This window comes from Borrelia maritima (assembly GCF_008931845.1).
In the GTDB taxonomy this organism is placed as follows: Bacteria; Spirochaetota; Spirochaetia; order Borreliales; family Borreliaceae; genus Borreliella; species Borreliella maritima.
In genome coordinates this window covers 450,388-465,624 of the sequence record NZ_CP044535.1, presented here as the reverse complement: position 1 = coordinate 465,624, position 15,237 = coordinate 450,388, and the positions used below count along the sequence as shown (strand labels likewise).

Sequence of the window (15,237 nt, the reverse complement as noted above, 5' to 3'; positions counted from 1 at the left end):
ATTATGTTTAAAGTTATCAAATGTAATGAATTGAATGAAAAATTGATAAATAAAAAAGTTGAAATAAATGCTTGGGTAAAAAAAATTAGACACCACGGAAAATTTACCTTTCTAAACATAAGAGACAGATATGAAAAAGTTCAAGTTCTAATAAACGAAGAACACCTTTTAAAGATCGCAGAAAAAATAAAACTTGAATATTGTATTAAAATTCAAGGATTATTGATCAGAAGACCTCCTGAAATGATAAATGAAAATATGAAAACAGGATATTTTGAAATATTGGCAAAAAACATTGAAATTATTTCAAAGTGTAACGAATTGCCATTTATGATAGAAGATGACAATAAAGCAAGTGAAAACTCAAAACTTGAATATAGATACTTAGATTTAAGAAGAGATTCATTGAAAAATAAAATCATTTTAAGATGCCAGGCTACTCATCTTATTAGAAATTTTTTAGTAAAAAGAAAGTTTTTAGAACTAGAAACTCCAACTTTTGTAAAATCAACGCCAGAAGGCGCAAGAGACTTCATAATTCCATCAAGAATTCACAAAGGGTCTTTTTATGCCCTACCTCAATCTCCACAACTCTACAAACAGCTTATAATGATAGCAGGATTTGACAAATACTTTCAAATAGCCCGTTGTTATAGAGACGAAGATTCAAGAGGAGATAGGCAGCCAGAGTTTACTCAGCTCGATCTTGAAATGAGCTTTATCAAAAAAGAAGATATTTTTAAATTAATAGAAAATATGCTTTTTTCAATATTTAAAAATTGCCTTAATATCAACTTGCCTAAAAAATTCAAAAAAATAACATACAAAAAAGCAATGAACAAATATGGAAGCGATAAACCAGATACTAGATTTGAACTTGAATTACAGGATATAAGTCGCAATCTAAAAAATTCAAAATTTAATGTGTTCAAAGATACCCTAAAAAATAAAGGTTCAATTAAAATTTTAATAGTAAAAGATAAGGCCGATAAGTTCTCAAGAACAAAAATAAATGATTTAGAAAAAATTGCAAAGCTATACAAAACACAAGGACTTTATTTTACAAAAATTGAAAACAATAAATTTTCTGGAGGAATTGCAAAATTTTTAAAAACAGAAGAACAGCAATTAATAAAAACCTACACTCTAAAAAATAATGACATAATTTTCTTTACAGCCAATAACAAATGGGAAACTGCTTGCAAAGCAATGGGTCAAATTAGAATAAAAATTGCAAACGATCTTGGGCTAATAGATGAAAATAAATTTGAATTTCTATGGGTCTACGACTTTCCACTATTTGAATATGACGAAAATACAAAAACCTATACACCAGCTCACCACATGTTCTCGCTTCCCAAAAAGCAATATATTGCCAATTTAGAAAAAAATCAAAAAAAAGCAATCGGTGAAATTTACGATCTTGTTTTAAATGGTGTAGAGCTTGGCTCAGGATCAATCAGGATACATAACAAAGAACTTCAACAAAGAATTTTTAACATAATAGGATTTCAAAAAGAAAAATCAGAAGATAGATTTGGATTTTTCCTAAAAGCTCTAGATTATGGAGCTCCCAATCATGGTGGCATTGCTATTGGTATTGACAGGTTATTAATGCTAATGACAAAATCAAGTTCAATAAAAGATGTAATACTATTCCCCAAGAATTCTTTTGCAGCAAGCCCTCTAGATAATTCCCCCTCTAAAATCTCAAATGAACAACTCAAAGAACTGGGAATAAATATTATTACTAATGACACTTAAATTCATAAGATAACTTATACAATAAACCTTTAAATTATAAAAACCAGTTAATCCATATTCATTAAAAATTTCCAACAGTCCTGCTCTTATTTTGAGATAATTAAATCTAAAAGTTCAATTTTAATTTTTCACAAAAAACACTATAAAAACATATAAAGTCAATCTAAAATAAAATGCTTTTTAAAAAAATTAAATAATAAAATATTAATTTATGAAAAAATAAGCAAAAAATACAAATAATCAATAATTTTATAATTCAGTGTCTAAAAAAGAATAGAATAAAAAAAGCCGCTTTAAAAGCAGCTTACAAATAAAAATTAACCAATTTTTATTTAATTCCTATTAATATTGTTAAGATTTTTGCAAGCAATCTTCACACGTTCTTTCATGGAAACTTCAGCTTCTCTTAACCAAGCTCTTGGATCATAAAATTTCTTATTTGGAATATCAGAGTCCTTACCATCTCCTAATTGACTTTGCAAACGACTTTCATTCTTTTTGTAATAATTTAAAACACCTTCCCAAGCAGCCCACTGTGTATCTGTATCGATATTCATCTTTACAACCCCATAAGAGAGTGCCTCATTAATTTCACCAATTGTAGATCCAGAACCCCCATGAAAAACATAAGAAACTGGTTTAGCAACATTTGTTCCTACTTTTGATATCACATAATCTTGCCCATCTTTTAAAACTTTTGGAGTAAGTTTAACATTTCCCGGTTTATATACTCCATGGACATTCCCAAAAGCCGCTGCAATCTGAAAATTAGGGCTAATCTTTAAAAGTTCTGAATATCCATAATAAATATCCTCGGGAGTAGAAAATAGTTCATGCGAAGCTCTGTCCGAATTATCAACTCCATCTTCTTCACCACCTGTAATTCCAAGCTCTATTTCTAAAAACATTTCAATTTTTGCCATTCTTTCTAAGAATTTTTTAGAAATTTCAATATTTTCTTTAATAGGTTCTTCCGATAAATCCAACATATGAGAAGAAAATAATGGCTTTTTGTGCTGACTATAATATTTCTCACCATACTCTAAAAGTCCTTCAACCCAAGGAAGCAAATTTTTAGCACAATGATCAGTATGAAGAACGACAGGAATACCATAATGTTCTGCCATCAAATGAACATGCATAGCGCCAGAAATAGCTCCAAATATTGAAACTCCTTGTGGTTTTTCCATCTTCAATCCTTTCCCACAAATAAAAGCAGAACCACTGTTGGAGAATTGTATCATAATAGGGGAATTAATCTCTCTTGCTGCCTCCAAAACTGCATTAATAGAATTTGTTCCTATACAATTAATAGAAGGGATAGCAAATCCTTCCTTTTTACATATTTCATATAAAGAATGCAATTCTTTTCCATAAACTACACCCGGTTTAATCTTATCTAAAACACCCATGTTCTAATGCTCCTTTTAATGTCATTTTTTCTTTTATCAAATGCCTATAATAAATAATTATACACCCAAGAACTAGAATTGAATTTAAATTAATGAATAATTAATTATGCAACCAAAAACAAAATTTATTATAATCTATCATTCTGCACAAAAAAATTTAAAATTAAGCATTCTCATCAAACTCTAACATTTTATACCACTGTGAAAATTCTTTTATTCCTTCTTTAATAGAAACTTTAGCTTCATACCCCACATCATTTTTAAGCTTTGAAATATCACAACAACTTTCCACAACATCTGCTTTTTGCATAGGCATATAATTTTTTAATGCCTTTTTATCAAAATTTGCCTCAAGCTCCTTAATAAAATCTAATAATTTAATTGCATGTCCAGTCCCTATATTATATATTCTGTAAGGGAAAGACGATGTTGACGAATTTGGATTTTTAACATCAAAATTACAATCACTCTTGGCTGGATTTTTCAATACTTTGTAAACACCGTTTACAATATCACTCACATATGTAAAATCTCTAGCCATATTTCCATCGTTAAAAACATTAATGGGATTGCCATTTTTAATTCCATCTGAAAATAAATATAAAGCCATATCGGGTCTTCCATAGGTTCCATAAACTGTAAAAAATCTAAGCCCTGTTGTGGGAATATTAAAAGAAGCACTATAAGCATGAGCCATCATCTCGTTAGATTTTTTACTAGCTGCATATAAATTTAAAGGATGATCCGTAATAGAATCTTCATTAGACGGAATATTCTCATTTATACCATAAACAGATGACGTAGAAGCATAAACAAAGTGCTCGATGTTTTCTTTATAAATTCTGCATGCGTCTAAAACATTAAAAAATCCAACAATATTTATTGAAACATAACTATCAGGATTTTCAAGGCTATCTCTAATGCCCGCCTGAGCAGCCAAATGGCAAACATGTGTAAATTTATACTCTTCAAAAACTTTTAATAGTTTATCTTTATTTAAAATATCAAGATAAACAAAATCTAAATTATTATATTTTTTACTCTTAATAATATTCTGAGCTTTAACATCCGTAGAACAAAACCCTAGAGCTTCTAATCTTTCATGCTTAAATTTAAGTTCATAATAATTATTTAATATATCTGCACCCAAAACTTCATGTCCTTCTTCTGCAAGCTTTTTAGCTACATGAAATCCAATAAACCCTGCAATTCCGGTTAAAAAAATCTTCATATTATTATTCCTATTTAAAAGTCAATGCAAACTAACGTCATCAATCTATTTTTTATGTCCAAAATCTCTTTTTTGATAACTACGAGAATTATTGCTGCTGTACCTATTATTTCTAACATAAGAAACTCTTATTCTTTTTATATTTCCATCACCTTCACTTTCAGTTTTTATGTCACTATAACGATTTAAAGTTGTATGAACAATTCTTCTTTCAAAAGGATTCATCGACGGCAGTAAAATAGAACGTCTAGTTCTTTTGACCTTATGAAAAGAATTTATAGCCAAATTAATGAATCTAGATTTAAATCGCTCTCTATAATCTCCAATATCCAATATAACCCTATTAAAGGTACCAGTTTCGCCAATAAGCTTAGAAGTATAAATATTTGTCAAAAGCTGCAAAGAATCTAAATTTTTACCCTCTCGTCCAATTAAAATATTTGGACTATCTGTCTCAATAGAAATCTTAATATGCCCCCCTTCTTTAGGTTCTATTGTTAAATTTACAGAATATCCCATTTTAATTAGCATTTCTTTTACAAATTCTAAGATTCTATCACAAATTTCATCTCCAATTTTAATTTCAAAACTGCCTTTTTTAACTTCCTTTACATGAGGAGAAACCCTTATTTTAATCATTTCTTTCTTAAATAAGAATCCAACCCTTTCTTTATCTAAAATTTCTACATCAAACTCACCTTCTTTTAATTCTAGGTCTCTCATTGCTTTTTTTATTGCTTCTTGTTCGGTTTTTCCGTAAAATTCATAGCTCATATTATCCCCCTTTTAAGACAAATGCATCTTTATATAGTATTGCTGCAAAATAGTAAAAATATTTGTTGTAATCCAATATATCAAAAGCCCTGATGGTACATTATAAAGTATGAAAAAAAACATAATGGGCATTCCAAAATATAAAAACTTCTGCTGTGATCCAAGATTTTTTAAATCAAGATTGGAACTAACAATTGTGGATCCTAATTGAGTAAACATCATAATAAAAGGCAAAATCCTAATATCGGTCCAAGACAAAACATAAAGCTTATATCCAAAATGATATATACTGTCACCAATAGATAAATCATCAATCCATCCTGGAATAAAACTAGCTCCTCTTAATAAAAATAAATTATTTACAAGTGAATAAAGAGCAAAAAATATAGGAAGCTGCAAAATTATAGGAAAACATCCGCCCAGAGGATTAACTCCTTCTTCTTTATAAAGCCTTCCCATCTCTTCATTCAACTTCTTAGGATCATGCTTAAATTTTGCTTGAAGCTCTTTCATTTTAGGTTGAAGCTTGGAAAGCTCAGCAGTAGCTCTAAATCCCTTAAATGTTAAGGGGAATATAAGTATTCTAACAACAATTGTCAAAAAAATAATTGAAAGTCCCCAATTAGGTATAACATCATAAAAAACTTGCATTACTATTTGCATAGGAACTTGAATTAAATACCAAAAACTCTTTTCCACTGACATTCCAAAAGCAATATCGGACAAACCAAATGTATTGTTTTCATTATTATCAAAAATGTCTAAATATCTATTGTCCTTAGGTCCAGCATAAATAAAAAACTCATCACTAATATTTTTTTTATTTCCAACATTATTGACAATAAACGACTTGAGAATTGCTCTTTCTTTTTTAAACTCAACTTCCATATTTTCTTTAGAAACCAACACCCCAAAATACTTAGTGCTAGAACCAATCCATCTAGGATTATTAATTTTTAGCCCATCTTTACCATATTTAAGCTTATTATCATAATAAATTAATTGAGATAAATAATTATTATATTGCAGCTTAGCTTTATCACTCAATTTTTCAATTTCAGAACTAAAAATAATTCTATAAGAATCAATATCAAGCAAATTATAATTCTCAAGACTATTTACAGTAACTTTAAATTTCATCAAATATTCATTTTTTTTCGAAAATGTATACCTCTTTATATATTCATAAGTTTTGCCATTATTTTTAAAATAAGCTTTAAATTCATGATTAAAATCATCTATTTTTTTATACAAAAACAAATCCTCTACCAAATGGTCAAAACTAACATCAAAAAAAGTTTCATTTTTATAATCAATACTAATCAAATCTGTAGGATCTTTTTCCAAATTTAAATGATTTTTAAGCTTTAATGAAACCAAATTCCCTTTAAATGTGGAGAAAGTAGCAAAGTATATGCCTGTTTCTATAACGATATTTTGAGACTTATTAATCAAATTAAAGCTATTACTGTTGCTTAAAAACATTGCATTATCATCAAAGCTTTTGTTTAAATCAAAATGAACCTCCTTGTTATAAGACTTAAAACTTTGCCTGCTGAAGAAAAAAAGATCATTAATGAGCATAAAAAGACCTATTGAAAATAAAGACAAATAAACTGCTCTTAAAATTCTTTTGCTTTGGCTCACTTACACCCCTTTACACCATTAAAACTAAATTTTTAATAAGAGATTCAATATTTAAATATGTCAAATTTAATCTACTATAAGAAACTACAAAAATAATATCTATTGCCTTACCTTCTAACAATTCTAATCTTTTCCTAAAAGCCTCTTTAAAAAGCCTTCTAATGTGATTTCTTTTAACGGCCCCCTTAAAACCTTTAGAAAAGGTAACAAGAAGCCTAGAATAAATCAAATGATTTGATTTATAAAACACTTTTAGATTAAGATTAGTAAATCTAATCAAATTACCTTCTTTGAAAATTTTTTGAATTTCTATTTTTGATTTTAGACTAATATTTCTTTTTTTCATCAGAAACAGTTAATTTTATTCTTCCTTTTGCCCTTCGCCTTGAAAGAATAAGTCTTCCACCTTTAGTCTTCATTCTAGCTCTAAAGCCAAATTTTCTATTTCTTTTAACACGACTGGGCTGATAAGTCCTTTTCAAAACACTCCTCCATTAAAAACAATTTCCCGCTACTAAGCTGCAAATTTAACACTACCATGGTATAGTATATAAATACGATTGTCAATAATAATTACCTTACCAAAATCTTTATATCTATTATTTTAATCCCCGTTAATTCTTTTATTGAATTTATTATCTTTGATTTATTAATTGATATACTATACAAAATACTTGAATTACCTACCTCAAGAAAAAGAACCTGCTCATTTTTAAAATCTAAAAATTTTACATCATCTGATAAAATCTTAAAGATTTTATTCCAGTTGTCAGCAATCAATAATTTTGAACTTATTTTTTTATTAACAAATAAATTAGATTCTAAATAATTTTTTAGAACATTGCTCATTTTTTTAAAAGAAGAATTATTCATAACAATTTTTTATACCACAATTCAAAAAACAATATTGAATAACCTTTAGAAAGCTTATTTTAATATTCAAAATCACATTGATAATTCACTTTAACCTAAAGACATGGGCATTATCAAGTGCATAAAATTAAAATTTTCAGGCTCACTCAATTTTAATACATTGCCCGAATTAAATTGTATTTCTATCTTTGAAGTTTCAAAGACACCAATAGCTTCAACAAAATATGAAATATTGATAGCCATAACTTCATCTTCTCCGTCATACAAATAGTTAGGACTTTTAATAAAAAATTCACCTTTTCTTCCAGTAATTAAATCTTCTCCAAGAAGCTTTAATTGAAGTTCAGAAAAAGTCAGAACCAACTTTCTTGACTTATCAACATATAAATTGACTCTTGAGAGTCTATCTTTTAAAATTCCCACAGAAACCAAAGATTTATTTTTTTGTTCTTTAGGTATAATACTCCTGTAATCAGGATAATTACCATTAATCAAGCTGCAAGCTATTTTATAATTATCAAATTCAACATAAAATTTTTTATCAGAAAATTTTATTTTAACTATGCCTTCTCCTGACATAAGATGTTTCAAGAAATTGAATATTTTTACAGGAACTATAAAATTCGCATCTTTTTCAACTGTAACTTCTGTTCTAAAAATAGACATTCTGTGCCCATTAGTAGAAACAAGTAATAACTTTGAATTTTCATCCTTTGTAAAATACACACCATTTAATACATTCTTAGATTCATCAATATGTGCTGAAAAAGCTATTCTGTTTATTATTTTTTTCAAAGATTTTTGTTTTACTTCGATTTCAAAAATATAATCTTCATTAACCAAATCATAATTGTAATTTTCTATTTCTTCGGATGAAAAGGTAGGTTCTTTTAAATGATCTTCGTGCTCTTTCTCTTTGTCTTCGTCTTTTAATTCTTCCATGATTTCCAATTTACTTTTATTCTTATTAAAAGCTATTTTAATTTTTTTGTAAAAACTGAATGCTTTTAGTGCATCATAAAAATTTGATGCATTAATTAATACCTTAAAATCTGTTTCTGAAAAAATTGGAATTATGCTTTCAAAAAAAATATTTCTATCTGTCGATTTAATTATAAGAGCAGATCTTTTTACTTCAATCAACACTGCGCTCCAAATATCATTCATGTTTCTATTCAATATTATTCCTTTTGCTTTTTCTATTTCATTTATGATTTGATTTGTTTCGCAAATAAAAAATGTGTTATTTATCATAATATCTCCTTATATATTTTATTACATTTTGTTTTTTTGTATATTAATAATAGTAATAGTAGTAAGCATCTGTTTGATTGTTTAATTGTACTTAATGTTTTGTAAAGCAAGGAAATATCTTGTTGAATTGTTTGTTGTATTTTTGATAAATTATTTGTTTCAATTGTTTAAAAGAATTTTTGATTTTTCAATTAGGTTTGTTTTTTTTTATTTTGTTCATAAGTTCTGTGATTAAATTGTTGATTTCTTTATCATTATTTCTATCTCTATCTATTTTATTTATTGAATAAAGTACTGTTGAATGTGTTTTCCCTCCAATAATTTTCCCAATTTCAACTGTCGATAGCTCTGTAAAATTCCTCAAAAGGTAAGCATAAATATGTCTAGCTTTTGTGATTTCTGGTTTTTTACTATGTCCTTCAATGTCTTTATGTGCAATTTTTAGCTCTCTTAAGAGTATTTTTTTTATATTTTCGATATTGATTTTACTGTTTGGTTCATTTGTTGTTTCTTTTTCGTAAATTATTATTTCTTTGATTATTTTTTCAGCAGTTTCAATGTCAATTTCTATATTGTCTAAATCTATATATGCTTTTAGCTTTGTTACAGCAGCTTCAAGGTCTCTTACATTTGTTGTAACTTTTTGAGCAACTAGATTAAGTATATCTTTAGGCACTTTTATACCATCCTCTTCTGCTTTTTTTTCAATAATAGCTACTCTTAGTTCGAAATTGGGTTTTGATATATCAACATTTAGCCCCCTTGTGAATCTGCTTTTTAGTCGATCTGTAAAGTTTGTAAGTTCAAAAGGAGATCGGTCACATGTGAATACTAATTGTTTATTGTCTTCATAAAGGGCATTAAATGTGTGAAAAAGCTCTTCTTGTATGCCTTCTTTTTTTTGTAAGTCGTGGATATCGTCTATAAGCAGCATGTCTAAGTATCTATATTTTTTTTTAAATTGTTTTGTTTCGTGTGTCTTTATGCTTTCTACAAATTCATTTAAAAAATTTTCAGCAGTAACGTATAATATCTTTAGGTTATGATGCAATTCTTCTGTTTTGTTTCCTATGCTTTGAAGCAAATGTGTTTTACCAAGCCCAACTCCACCGTAAATTAAACATGGATTATATTTTTTACCAGGATTTTTTGAGATTGACAAGCTGGCATTGTATGCAAGCTTATTATTTGGCCCTATGATAAAATTTTCAAATGTATATTTTTTTTTAAGAAAGGGATTTTTAAAATTTGTAGGCCCCTCTTCTTTTTTAATATACATTGTTATTCGATCTTTAATGCTTTGAACCGGTTCTTTATAGAGTGTGTTTTTTTTGGAAGTGTTGAGATTTGAAAAAGTTTCACTAAAAGCTGTTTTATTGCTTTCTTGTTTGCCAGAGTAAGTTTTAGGTGTTTGATTTGTAAACTCAATGACTACATCATTGTGGCCGTTTTTTGTGAGTATTTCTTTGATTTTTTTTGCAAATCTTTTTTCTATTTGATTTTTGTGAAATAAATTTGGAGCGGATATTTTGATATTGTCTCCTATTGATTCTAAAAAGCACAAATTTTCAAACCAAACATAAAACTCTTCTTCTGATAATTCTTTTTTTATTTCTGTTAAAATCAAGCTCCATATATTTTTTAATTTTTCCATTTTTTTGTCCTTGTGGGTTTTAGTACTATACTTTTAACATTATATAGTATAATGTTAAATTAGGATTCTATTTAAATTGTTTTTGAGTTTTTAAAAATTTTGGTATTTTGTGTGTAATAGATATTATTTTTTTTTTAATGTAAAATTTATTTGTGTCTAGATTTTAATTGAATGGAAGGTTTATGAATTATGTTGCTAGTAACATTCAGGTCTTAAAAGGACTTGAAGCTGTTAGGAAAAGGCCTGGCATGTATATAGGTTCTATTTCTGCTAGTGGGTTGCATCATTTGGTTTATGAGGTGGTTGATAATAGTATTGATGAGTCTTTAGCTGGGTTTTGTGATAAAATAGATGTTATTATTAATTTAGATAATAGTATAACTGTAATTGATAATGGTAGAGGGATTCCCACTGATATTCATGAAGAAGAGGGAATTAGTGCTCTTGAACTTGTTTTGACAAAACTGCATTCTGGTGGTAAGTTTAATAAAGGCACGTATAAAGTTTCTGGGGGACTTCATGGTGTTGGAATTTCGGTTGTAAATGCCTTGTCTTCGTTTTTAGAAGTTTATGTTAATAGAGATGGAAAAATTTATAGACAGACTTTTTCAAAAGGCATTCCAACTTCTAAAGTAGAAGTTGTAGGAGAATCTTTCATTACGGGAACTAAGGTTACTTTTTTAGCAGATTCTGACATTTTTGAAACTTTAGATTATAATTTCGATGTTCTTGAAAAAAGGCTTAAAGAACTTGCTTTTTTAAATGACAAAATACACATTTCAATTGAAGATAAAAGATTTGGTAAAGAAAAGTCTTCAAAATTTTATTTTGAAGGCGGAATTAAATCTTTTGTAGATTATTTAACTAATGACAGTAAAGTTTTTCAATCAGAATCTTATTATATTGATGGCTGTATTAATGAGGTTATTGTTAATGTTGGGCTTAAATGGACTGAAAGCTATTCTGACAATATTCTTTCTTTTGTTAATAATATTAATACAAGAGATGGAGGGACCCATGTTTTGGGCTTTAGAAGCGGACTTACTAAGGCCATGAACGAAGCTTTTAAAAATTCAAAAATAAGTAAAAAGGATATTCCAAGTCTTACAGGAGACGATTTTAAAGAGGGGCTTACAGCTGTTATTTCTGTCAAAGTTCCGGAACCTCAATTTGAAGGCCAAACAAAAAGCAAGCTTGGCAATTCCGAGATAAAGAAAATAGTTGAGGTTATTGTATATGAGCATTTATTAGAAATTATTAATTTAAATCCTTTAGAGATAGACATGATTCTTGGAAAAGCAATAAAAGCTGCTCGTGCTCGTGAGGCTGCAAGAAAAGCAAGAGAATCAGAAAGAAAAAAAAATGCATTTGAAAGCTTGGCATTGCCTGGAAAATTGGCAGATTGTGCTTCTAAAAATCCTTTGGAAAGAGAGATCTATATTGTAGAAGGCGATTCTGCTGGAGGAAGTGCTAAAATGGGTAGAAATAGATTCTTTCAGGCTATTTTGCCATTATGGGGAAAAATGCTTAATGTTGAGAAAACAAGAGAAGATAAGGTAATCACCAATGATAAGCTTATTCCTATAATTGCATCTCTTGGTGCAGGAGTTGGTAAAACTTTTGATATTACAAAGCTTCGTTACCACAAAATCATTATTATGGCAGATGCTGATGTTGATGGGTCTCATATTAGAACTTTGCTTTTAGCTTTTTTCTTTAGGTATATGAGAGATTTAATTGAAAATGGATATATATATATAGCAATGCCTCCTCTTTATAAAATAAAGTATGACAATCAAATTCATTATTTTTATGACGAGAAAGAAAAAGAAAAATTTTTAGATTCTATTGAAACCAAAAATCGAAATAGTATTTCTCTTCAGAGATATAAAGGGCTTGGAGAGATGAATCCAACGCAGCTTTGGGAAACTACTATGGATCCTGCTAGAAGAAAAATGAGATTAATGAGTATAGATGATGCTGTTGAAGCTGAAAAAATTTTTGTTACTCTTATGGGAGATTTAGTTGAGCCTAGAAAAGAATTTATTGAACAGAATGCACTTAATGTAATTAATCTTGATGTGTAATTGGAGCGTTAATGGCAGTTGGAGAAAATGAAGAACAAATATTAAATACTAAGATAGAAGATGAAATAAAAACTTCTTATTTAAATTATGCAATGTCGGTTATTGTTTCCAGAGCTCTTCCGGATGCAAGAGATGGTCTTAAGCCAGTTCACAGGAGAATACTTTATTCTATGTATGAGATGGGACTTCGTTCTGATAAAGCTTTTAAAAAAGCTGGAAGAATAGTAGGAGATGTTCTTGGGAAATATCATCCTCATGGGGATCAATCAATTTATGATGCGCTTGTAAGGTTAGCTCAAGATTTTTCACTTAGATATCCTGTAATACGGGGACAGGGAAATTTTGGATCTATTGATGGAGATCCTCCTGCTGCTATGCGATATACTGAAGCTAAAATGGAAAGAATAACTGAATATATTGTTAAGGACATAGATAAAGAGACTGTTAATTTTAAATCCAATTATGATGATTCTTTAAGTGAGCCCGAGATTATGCCCTCATCATTTCCATTTCTTTTAGTAAATGGTGCCAGTGGAATTGCTGTTGGAATGGCTACTAACATGGCCCCTCATAATTTAAGGGAAATTTGTGATGCTATTGTTTATATGTTGGATAATGAGAATGTTTCTATATTTGATTTGCTCAAGATAGTCAAAGGCCCCGATTTTCCAACTTTTGGAGAGATTGTTTATAATGATAATTTAATTAAAGCATATAAAACTGGCAAGGGAAGCGTTGTTATTAGGGCGAGATATCATATTGAAGAAAGAACAGAAGACAAAAATGCCATCATTGTTACAGAAATACCTTATACAGTAAACAAATCTACACTTCTTATGAAAGTTGCACTTTTGGCAAAAGAAGAAAAGCTAGAAGGACTTTTGGATATAAGAGATGAGTCTGATAGAGAAGGGATTAGGATAGTTCTTGAAGTTAAGAGAGGATTTGATCCCCATGTTATTATGAATTTGCTTTATGAATATACTGAATTTAAAAAACATTTTAGTATAAATAATCTAGCTCTTGTTGATGGTATCCCCAAGCAGTTGAATTTGAAAGAGTTATTATTTAAATTTATTGAGCATAGAAAGAATATTATCGAAAGACGTATTGAATTTGACCTGAGAAAGGCAAAAGAGAAAGCGCATATTCTTGAGGGATTGAATATTGCTTTAAATAATATAGATGAAGTTATTAAAATTATTAAATCATCTAAATTAGTAAAAGATGCAAAGGAGAGGCTTGTTGTAAATTTTGGCCTTTCAGAGATTCAGGCCAATTCAGTTCTTGATATGAAGTTGCAAAAGCTTTCAGCTCTTGAGATTTTTAAGCTTGAAGAAGAGCTTAATGTACTTTTAAGTTTAATAAAAGATTATGAAGATATTCTCTTGAATCCAATAAGGATTATTAATATCATAAGAGAAGAAACTATAAATTTAGGTTTAAAATTTGGCGATGAACGTCGAACTAAAATAATTTATGATGAGGAGGTTTTAAAAACTAGTATGTCGGATTTAATGCAAAAAGAAAATATCGTTGTTATGCTTACAAAGAAAGGTTTCCTTAAAAGACTTTCACAAAATGAGTATAAATTACAAGGTACAGGAGGAAAAGGTCTTAATTCTTTTGATCTTAATGATGGAGATGAGATTGTTGTTGCTCTATGTGTCAATACTCATGATTATTTATTTATGATTTCAAATGAAGGAAAACTTTATTTAATCAATGCTTATGAAATAAAAGATTCTTCAAGAGCCTCAAAAGGTCAAAATATTAGTGAGCTTATTAATTTGGGAGATCAAGAAGAAATATTAACTATTAAGAATAGTAAGGATTTTACTGATAATTCCTATTTATTGCTTACAACCGCAAGTGGAAAGATAGCTAGATTCGAATCTACAGATTTTAAAACAGTAAAGTCAAGAGGTGTTATTGTTATTAAACTTAATGATAAAGATTTTGTTACAAGTGCAGAGATTGTTTTTAAGGATGAAAAAATAATTTGTCTTTCTAAAAGGGGTAGTGCATTTATATTTAATTCAAGAGATATTAGGCTTACTAATAGGGGGACTCAAGGCGTTTGTGGAATGAAATTAAAAGAAGGCGATATTTTTGTTAAAGTTTTGGCCATTAGAGAAAATCCTTATCTTTTGATTATTTCTGAGAATGGATATGGAAAAAGATTAAGCATTTCTAAAGTATCTGAGCTTAAAAGAGGGGCTACTGGTTATACTAGTTATAAAAAATCTGATAAAAAAGCGGGTAGTGTTGTTGATGCTATAGCAGTTTCAGAAGATGATGAAATTTTGCTTGTAAGTAAACGTTCAAAAGCTTTAAGAACATTAGCTGGGAAAGTGTCTGAACAAGGTAAAGATGCTAGAGGAATTCAAGTATTATTTCTTGATAATGATAACTTGGTTTCTGTTTCAAAATTTATTAAATAGAGAATTGGTTTTTCTTATTAAAGAATGTTCCACGTGGAACATTCTTTTTTTTTATTCTTAAATTGTAATTAAATAATATAACCTGGTAAAATTTTGT

12 protein-coding genes are annotated in these 15,237 nt (G+C 28.6%); 3 read left to right on the top strand and 9 right to left on the bottom strand.

Annotated elements, in window-relative coordinates; translation table 11 throughout:
* Nucleotides 1–3 precede the first annotated feature (3 nt).
* Nucleotides 4–1,764, top strand: a complete 1,761-nt coding sequence (gene aspS / locus DB723_RS02210; protein ID WP_151552186.1) for an aspartate--tRNA ligase — start codon at nucleotides 4–6, stop codon at nucleotides 1,762–1,764.
* Nucleotides 1,765–2,096: 332 nt separating this feature from the next.
* Here aspS and fbaA read toward each other — a convergent pair whose 3' ends face one another.
* The 9 genes from fbaA to dnaA all read right to left on the bottom strand — a co-directional run bounded on the left by fbaA (nucleotide 2,097) and on the right by dnaA (nucleotide 10,609).
* Nucleotides 2,097–3,176, bottom strand: a complete 1,080-nt coding sequence (fbaA, locus tag DB723_RS02205; protein ID WP_151552183.1) for a class II fructose-bisphosphate aldolase — start codon at nucleotides 3,174–3,176, stop codon at nucleotides 2,097–2,099.
* Between the two features lie 163 nt (nucleotides 3,177–3,339).
* The gene (locus tag DB723_RS02200) at nucleotides 3,340–4,407 is read right to left on the bottom strand and encodes an NAD-dependent epimerase (RefSeq protein ID WP_151552181.1); all 1,068 of its coding nucleotides are present in this window, start codon (nucleotides 4,405–4,407) and stop codon (nucleotides 3,340–3,342) included.
* 45 nt (nucleotides 4,408–4,452) lie between these two features.
* Complete coding sequence (jag, locus tag DB723_RS02195) at nucleotides 4,453–5,181, bottom strand: RNA-binding cell elongation regulator Jag/EloR (protein ID WP_151552179.1); 729 nt, start codon at nucleotides 5,179–5,181, stop codon at nucleotides 4,453–4,455.
* Nucleotides 5,182–5,193: 12 nt separating this feature from the next.
* A complete protein-coding gene (yidC, locus tag DB723_RS02190) occupies nucleotides 5,194–6,828 on the bottom strand; it encodes a membrane protein insertase YidC (protein WP_151552177.1) in 1,635 nt (544 codons plus the stop codon).
* 10 nt (nucleotides 6,829–6,838) lie between these two features.
* Nucleotides 6,839–7,174 carry a ribonuclease P protein component gene (rnpA, locus tag DB723_RS02185; protein ID WP_151552175.1) on the bottom strand — a complete coding sequence of 112 codons (336 nt, stop codon included), beginning with the start codon at nucleotides 7,172–7,174 and terminating at the stop codon, nucleotides 6,839–6,841.
* Entirely contained in the window at nucleotides 7,155–7,310 is a 156-nt protein-coding gene (gene rpmH, locus DB723_RS02180; RefSeq protein WP_004789541.1) for a 50S ribosomal protein L34, read from the bottom strand. Before rpmH ends, rnpA begins: the two co-directional genes overlap by 20 nt.
* Nucleotides 7,311–7,401: 91 nt before the next feature.
* Entirely contained in the window at nucleotides 7,402–7,701 is a 300-nt protein-coding gene (locus tag DB723_RS02175) for a hypothetical protein (RefSeq protein WP_151552173.1), read from the bottom strand.
* A gap of 90 nt (nucleotides 7,702–7,791) precedes the next feature.
* Nucleotides 7,792–8,955, bottom strand: a complete 1,164-nt coding sequence (dnaN, locus tag DB723_RS02170; RefSeq protein ID WP_151552171.1) for a DNA polymerase III subunit beta — start codon at nucleotides 8,953–8,955, stop codon at nucleotides 7,792–7,794.
* A gap of 187 nt (nucleotides 8,956–9,142) precedes the next feature.
* The gene (gene dnaA, locus DB723_RS02165; protein WP_151552169.1) at nucleotides 9,143–10,609 is read right to left on the bottom strand and encodes a chromosomal replication initiator protein DnaA; all 1,467 of its coding nucleotides are present in this window, start codon (nucleotides 10,607–10,609) and stop codon (nucleotides 9,143–9,145) included.
* A 182-nt stretch (nucleotides 10,610–10,791) separates the two neighbouring features.
* Between dnaA and gyrB the strand changes: the two genes are divergently transcribed.
* The gene (gene gyrB, locus DB723_RS02160) at nucleotides 10,792–12,696 is read left to right on the top strand and encodes a DNA topoisomerase (ATP-hydrolyzing) subunit B (RefSeq protein WP_151552167.1); all 1,905 of its coding nucleotides are present in this window, start codon (nucleotides 10,792–10,794) and stop codon (nucleotides 12,694–12,696) included.
* Between the two features lie 11 nt (nucleotides 12,697–12,707).
* Nucleotides 12,708–15,140 (top strand): DNA topoisomerase (ATP-hydrolyzing) subunit A, encoded by a 2,433-nt coding sequence (gene gyrA / locus DB723_RS02155; protein ID WP_151552165.1) that lies wholly within the window; start codon nucleotides 12,708–12,710, stop codon nucleotides 15,138–15,140.
* Nucleotides 15,141–15,237: the final 97 nt, after the last annotated feature.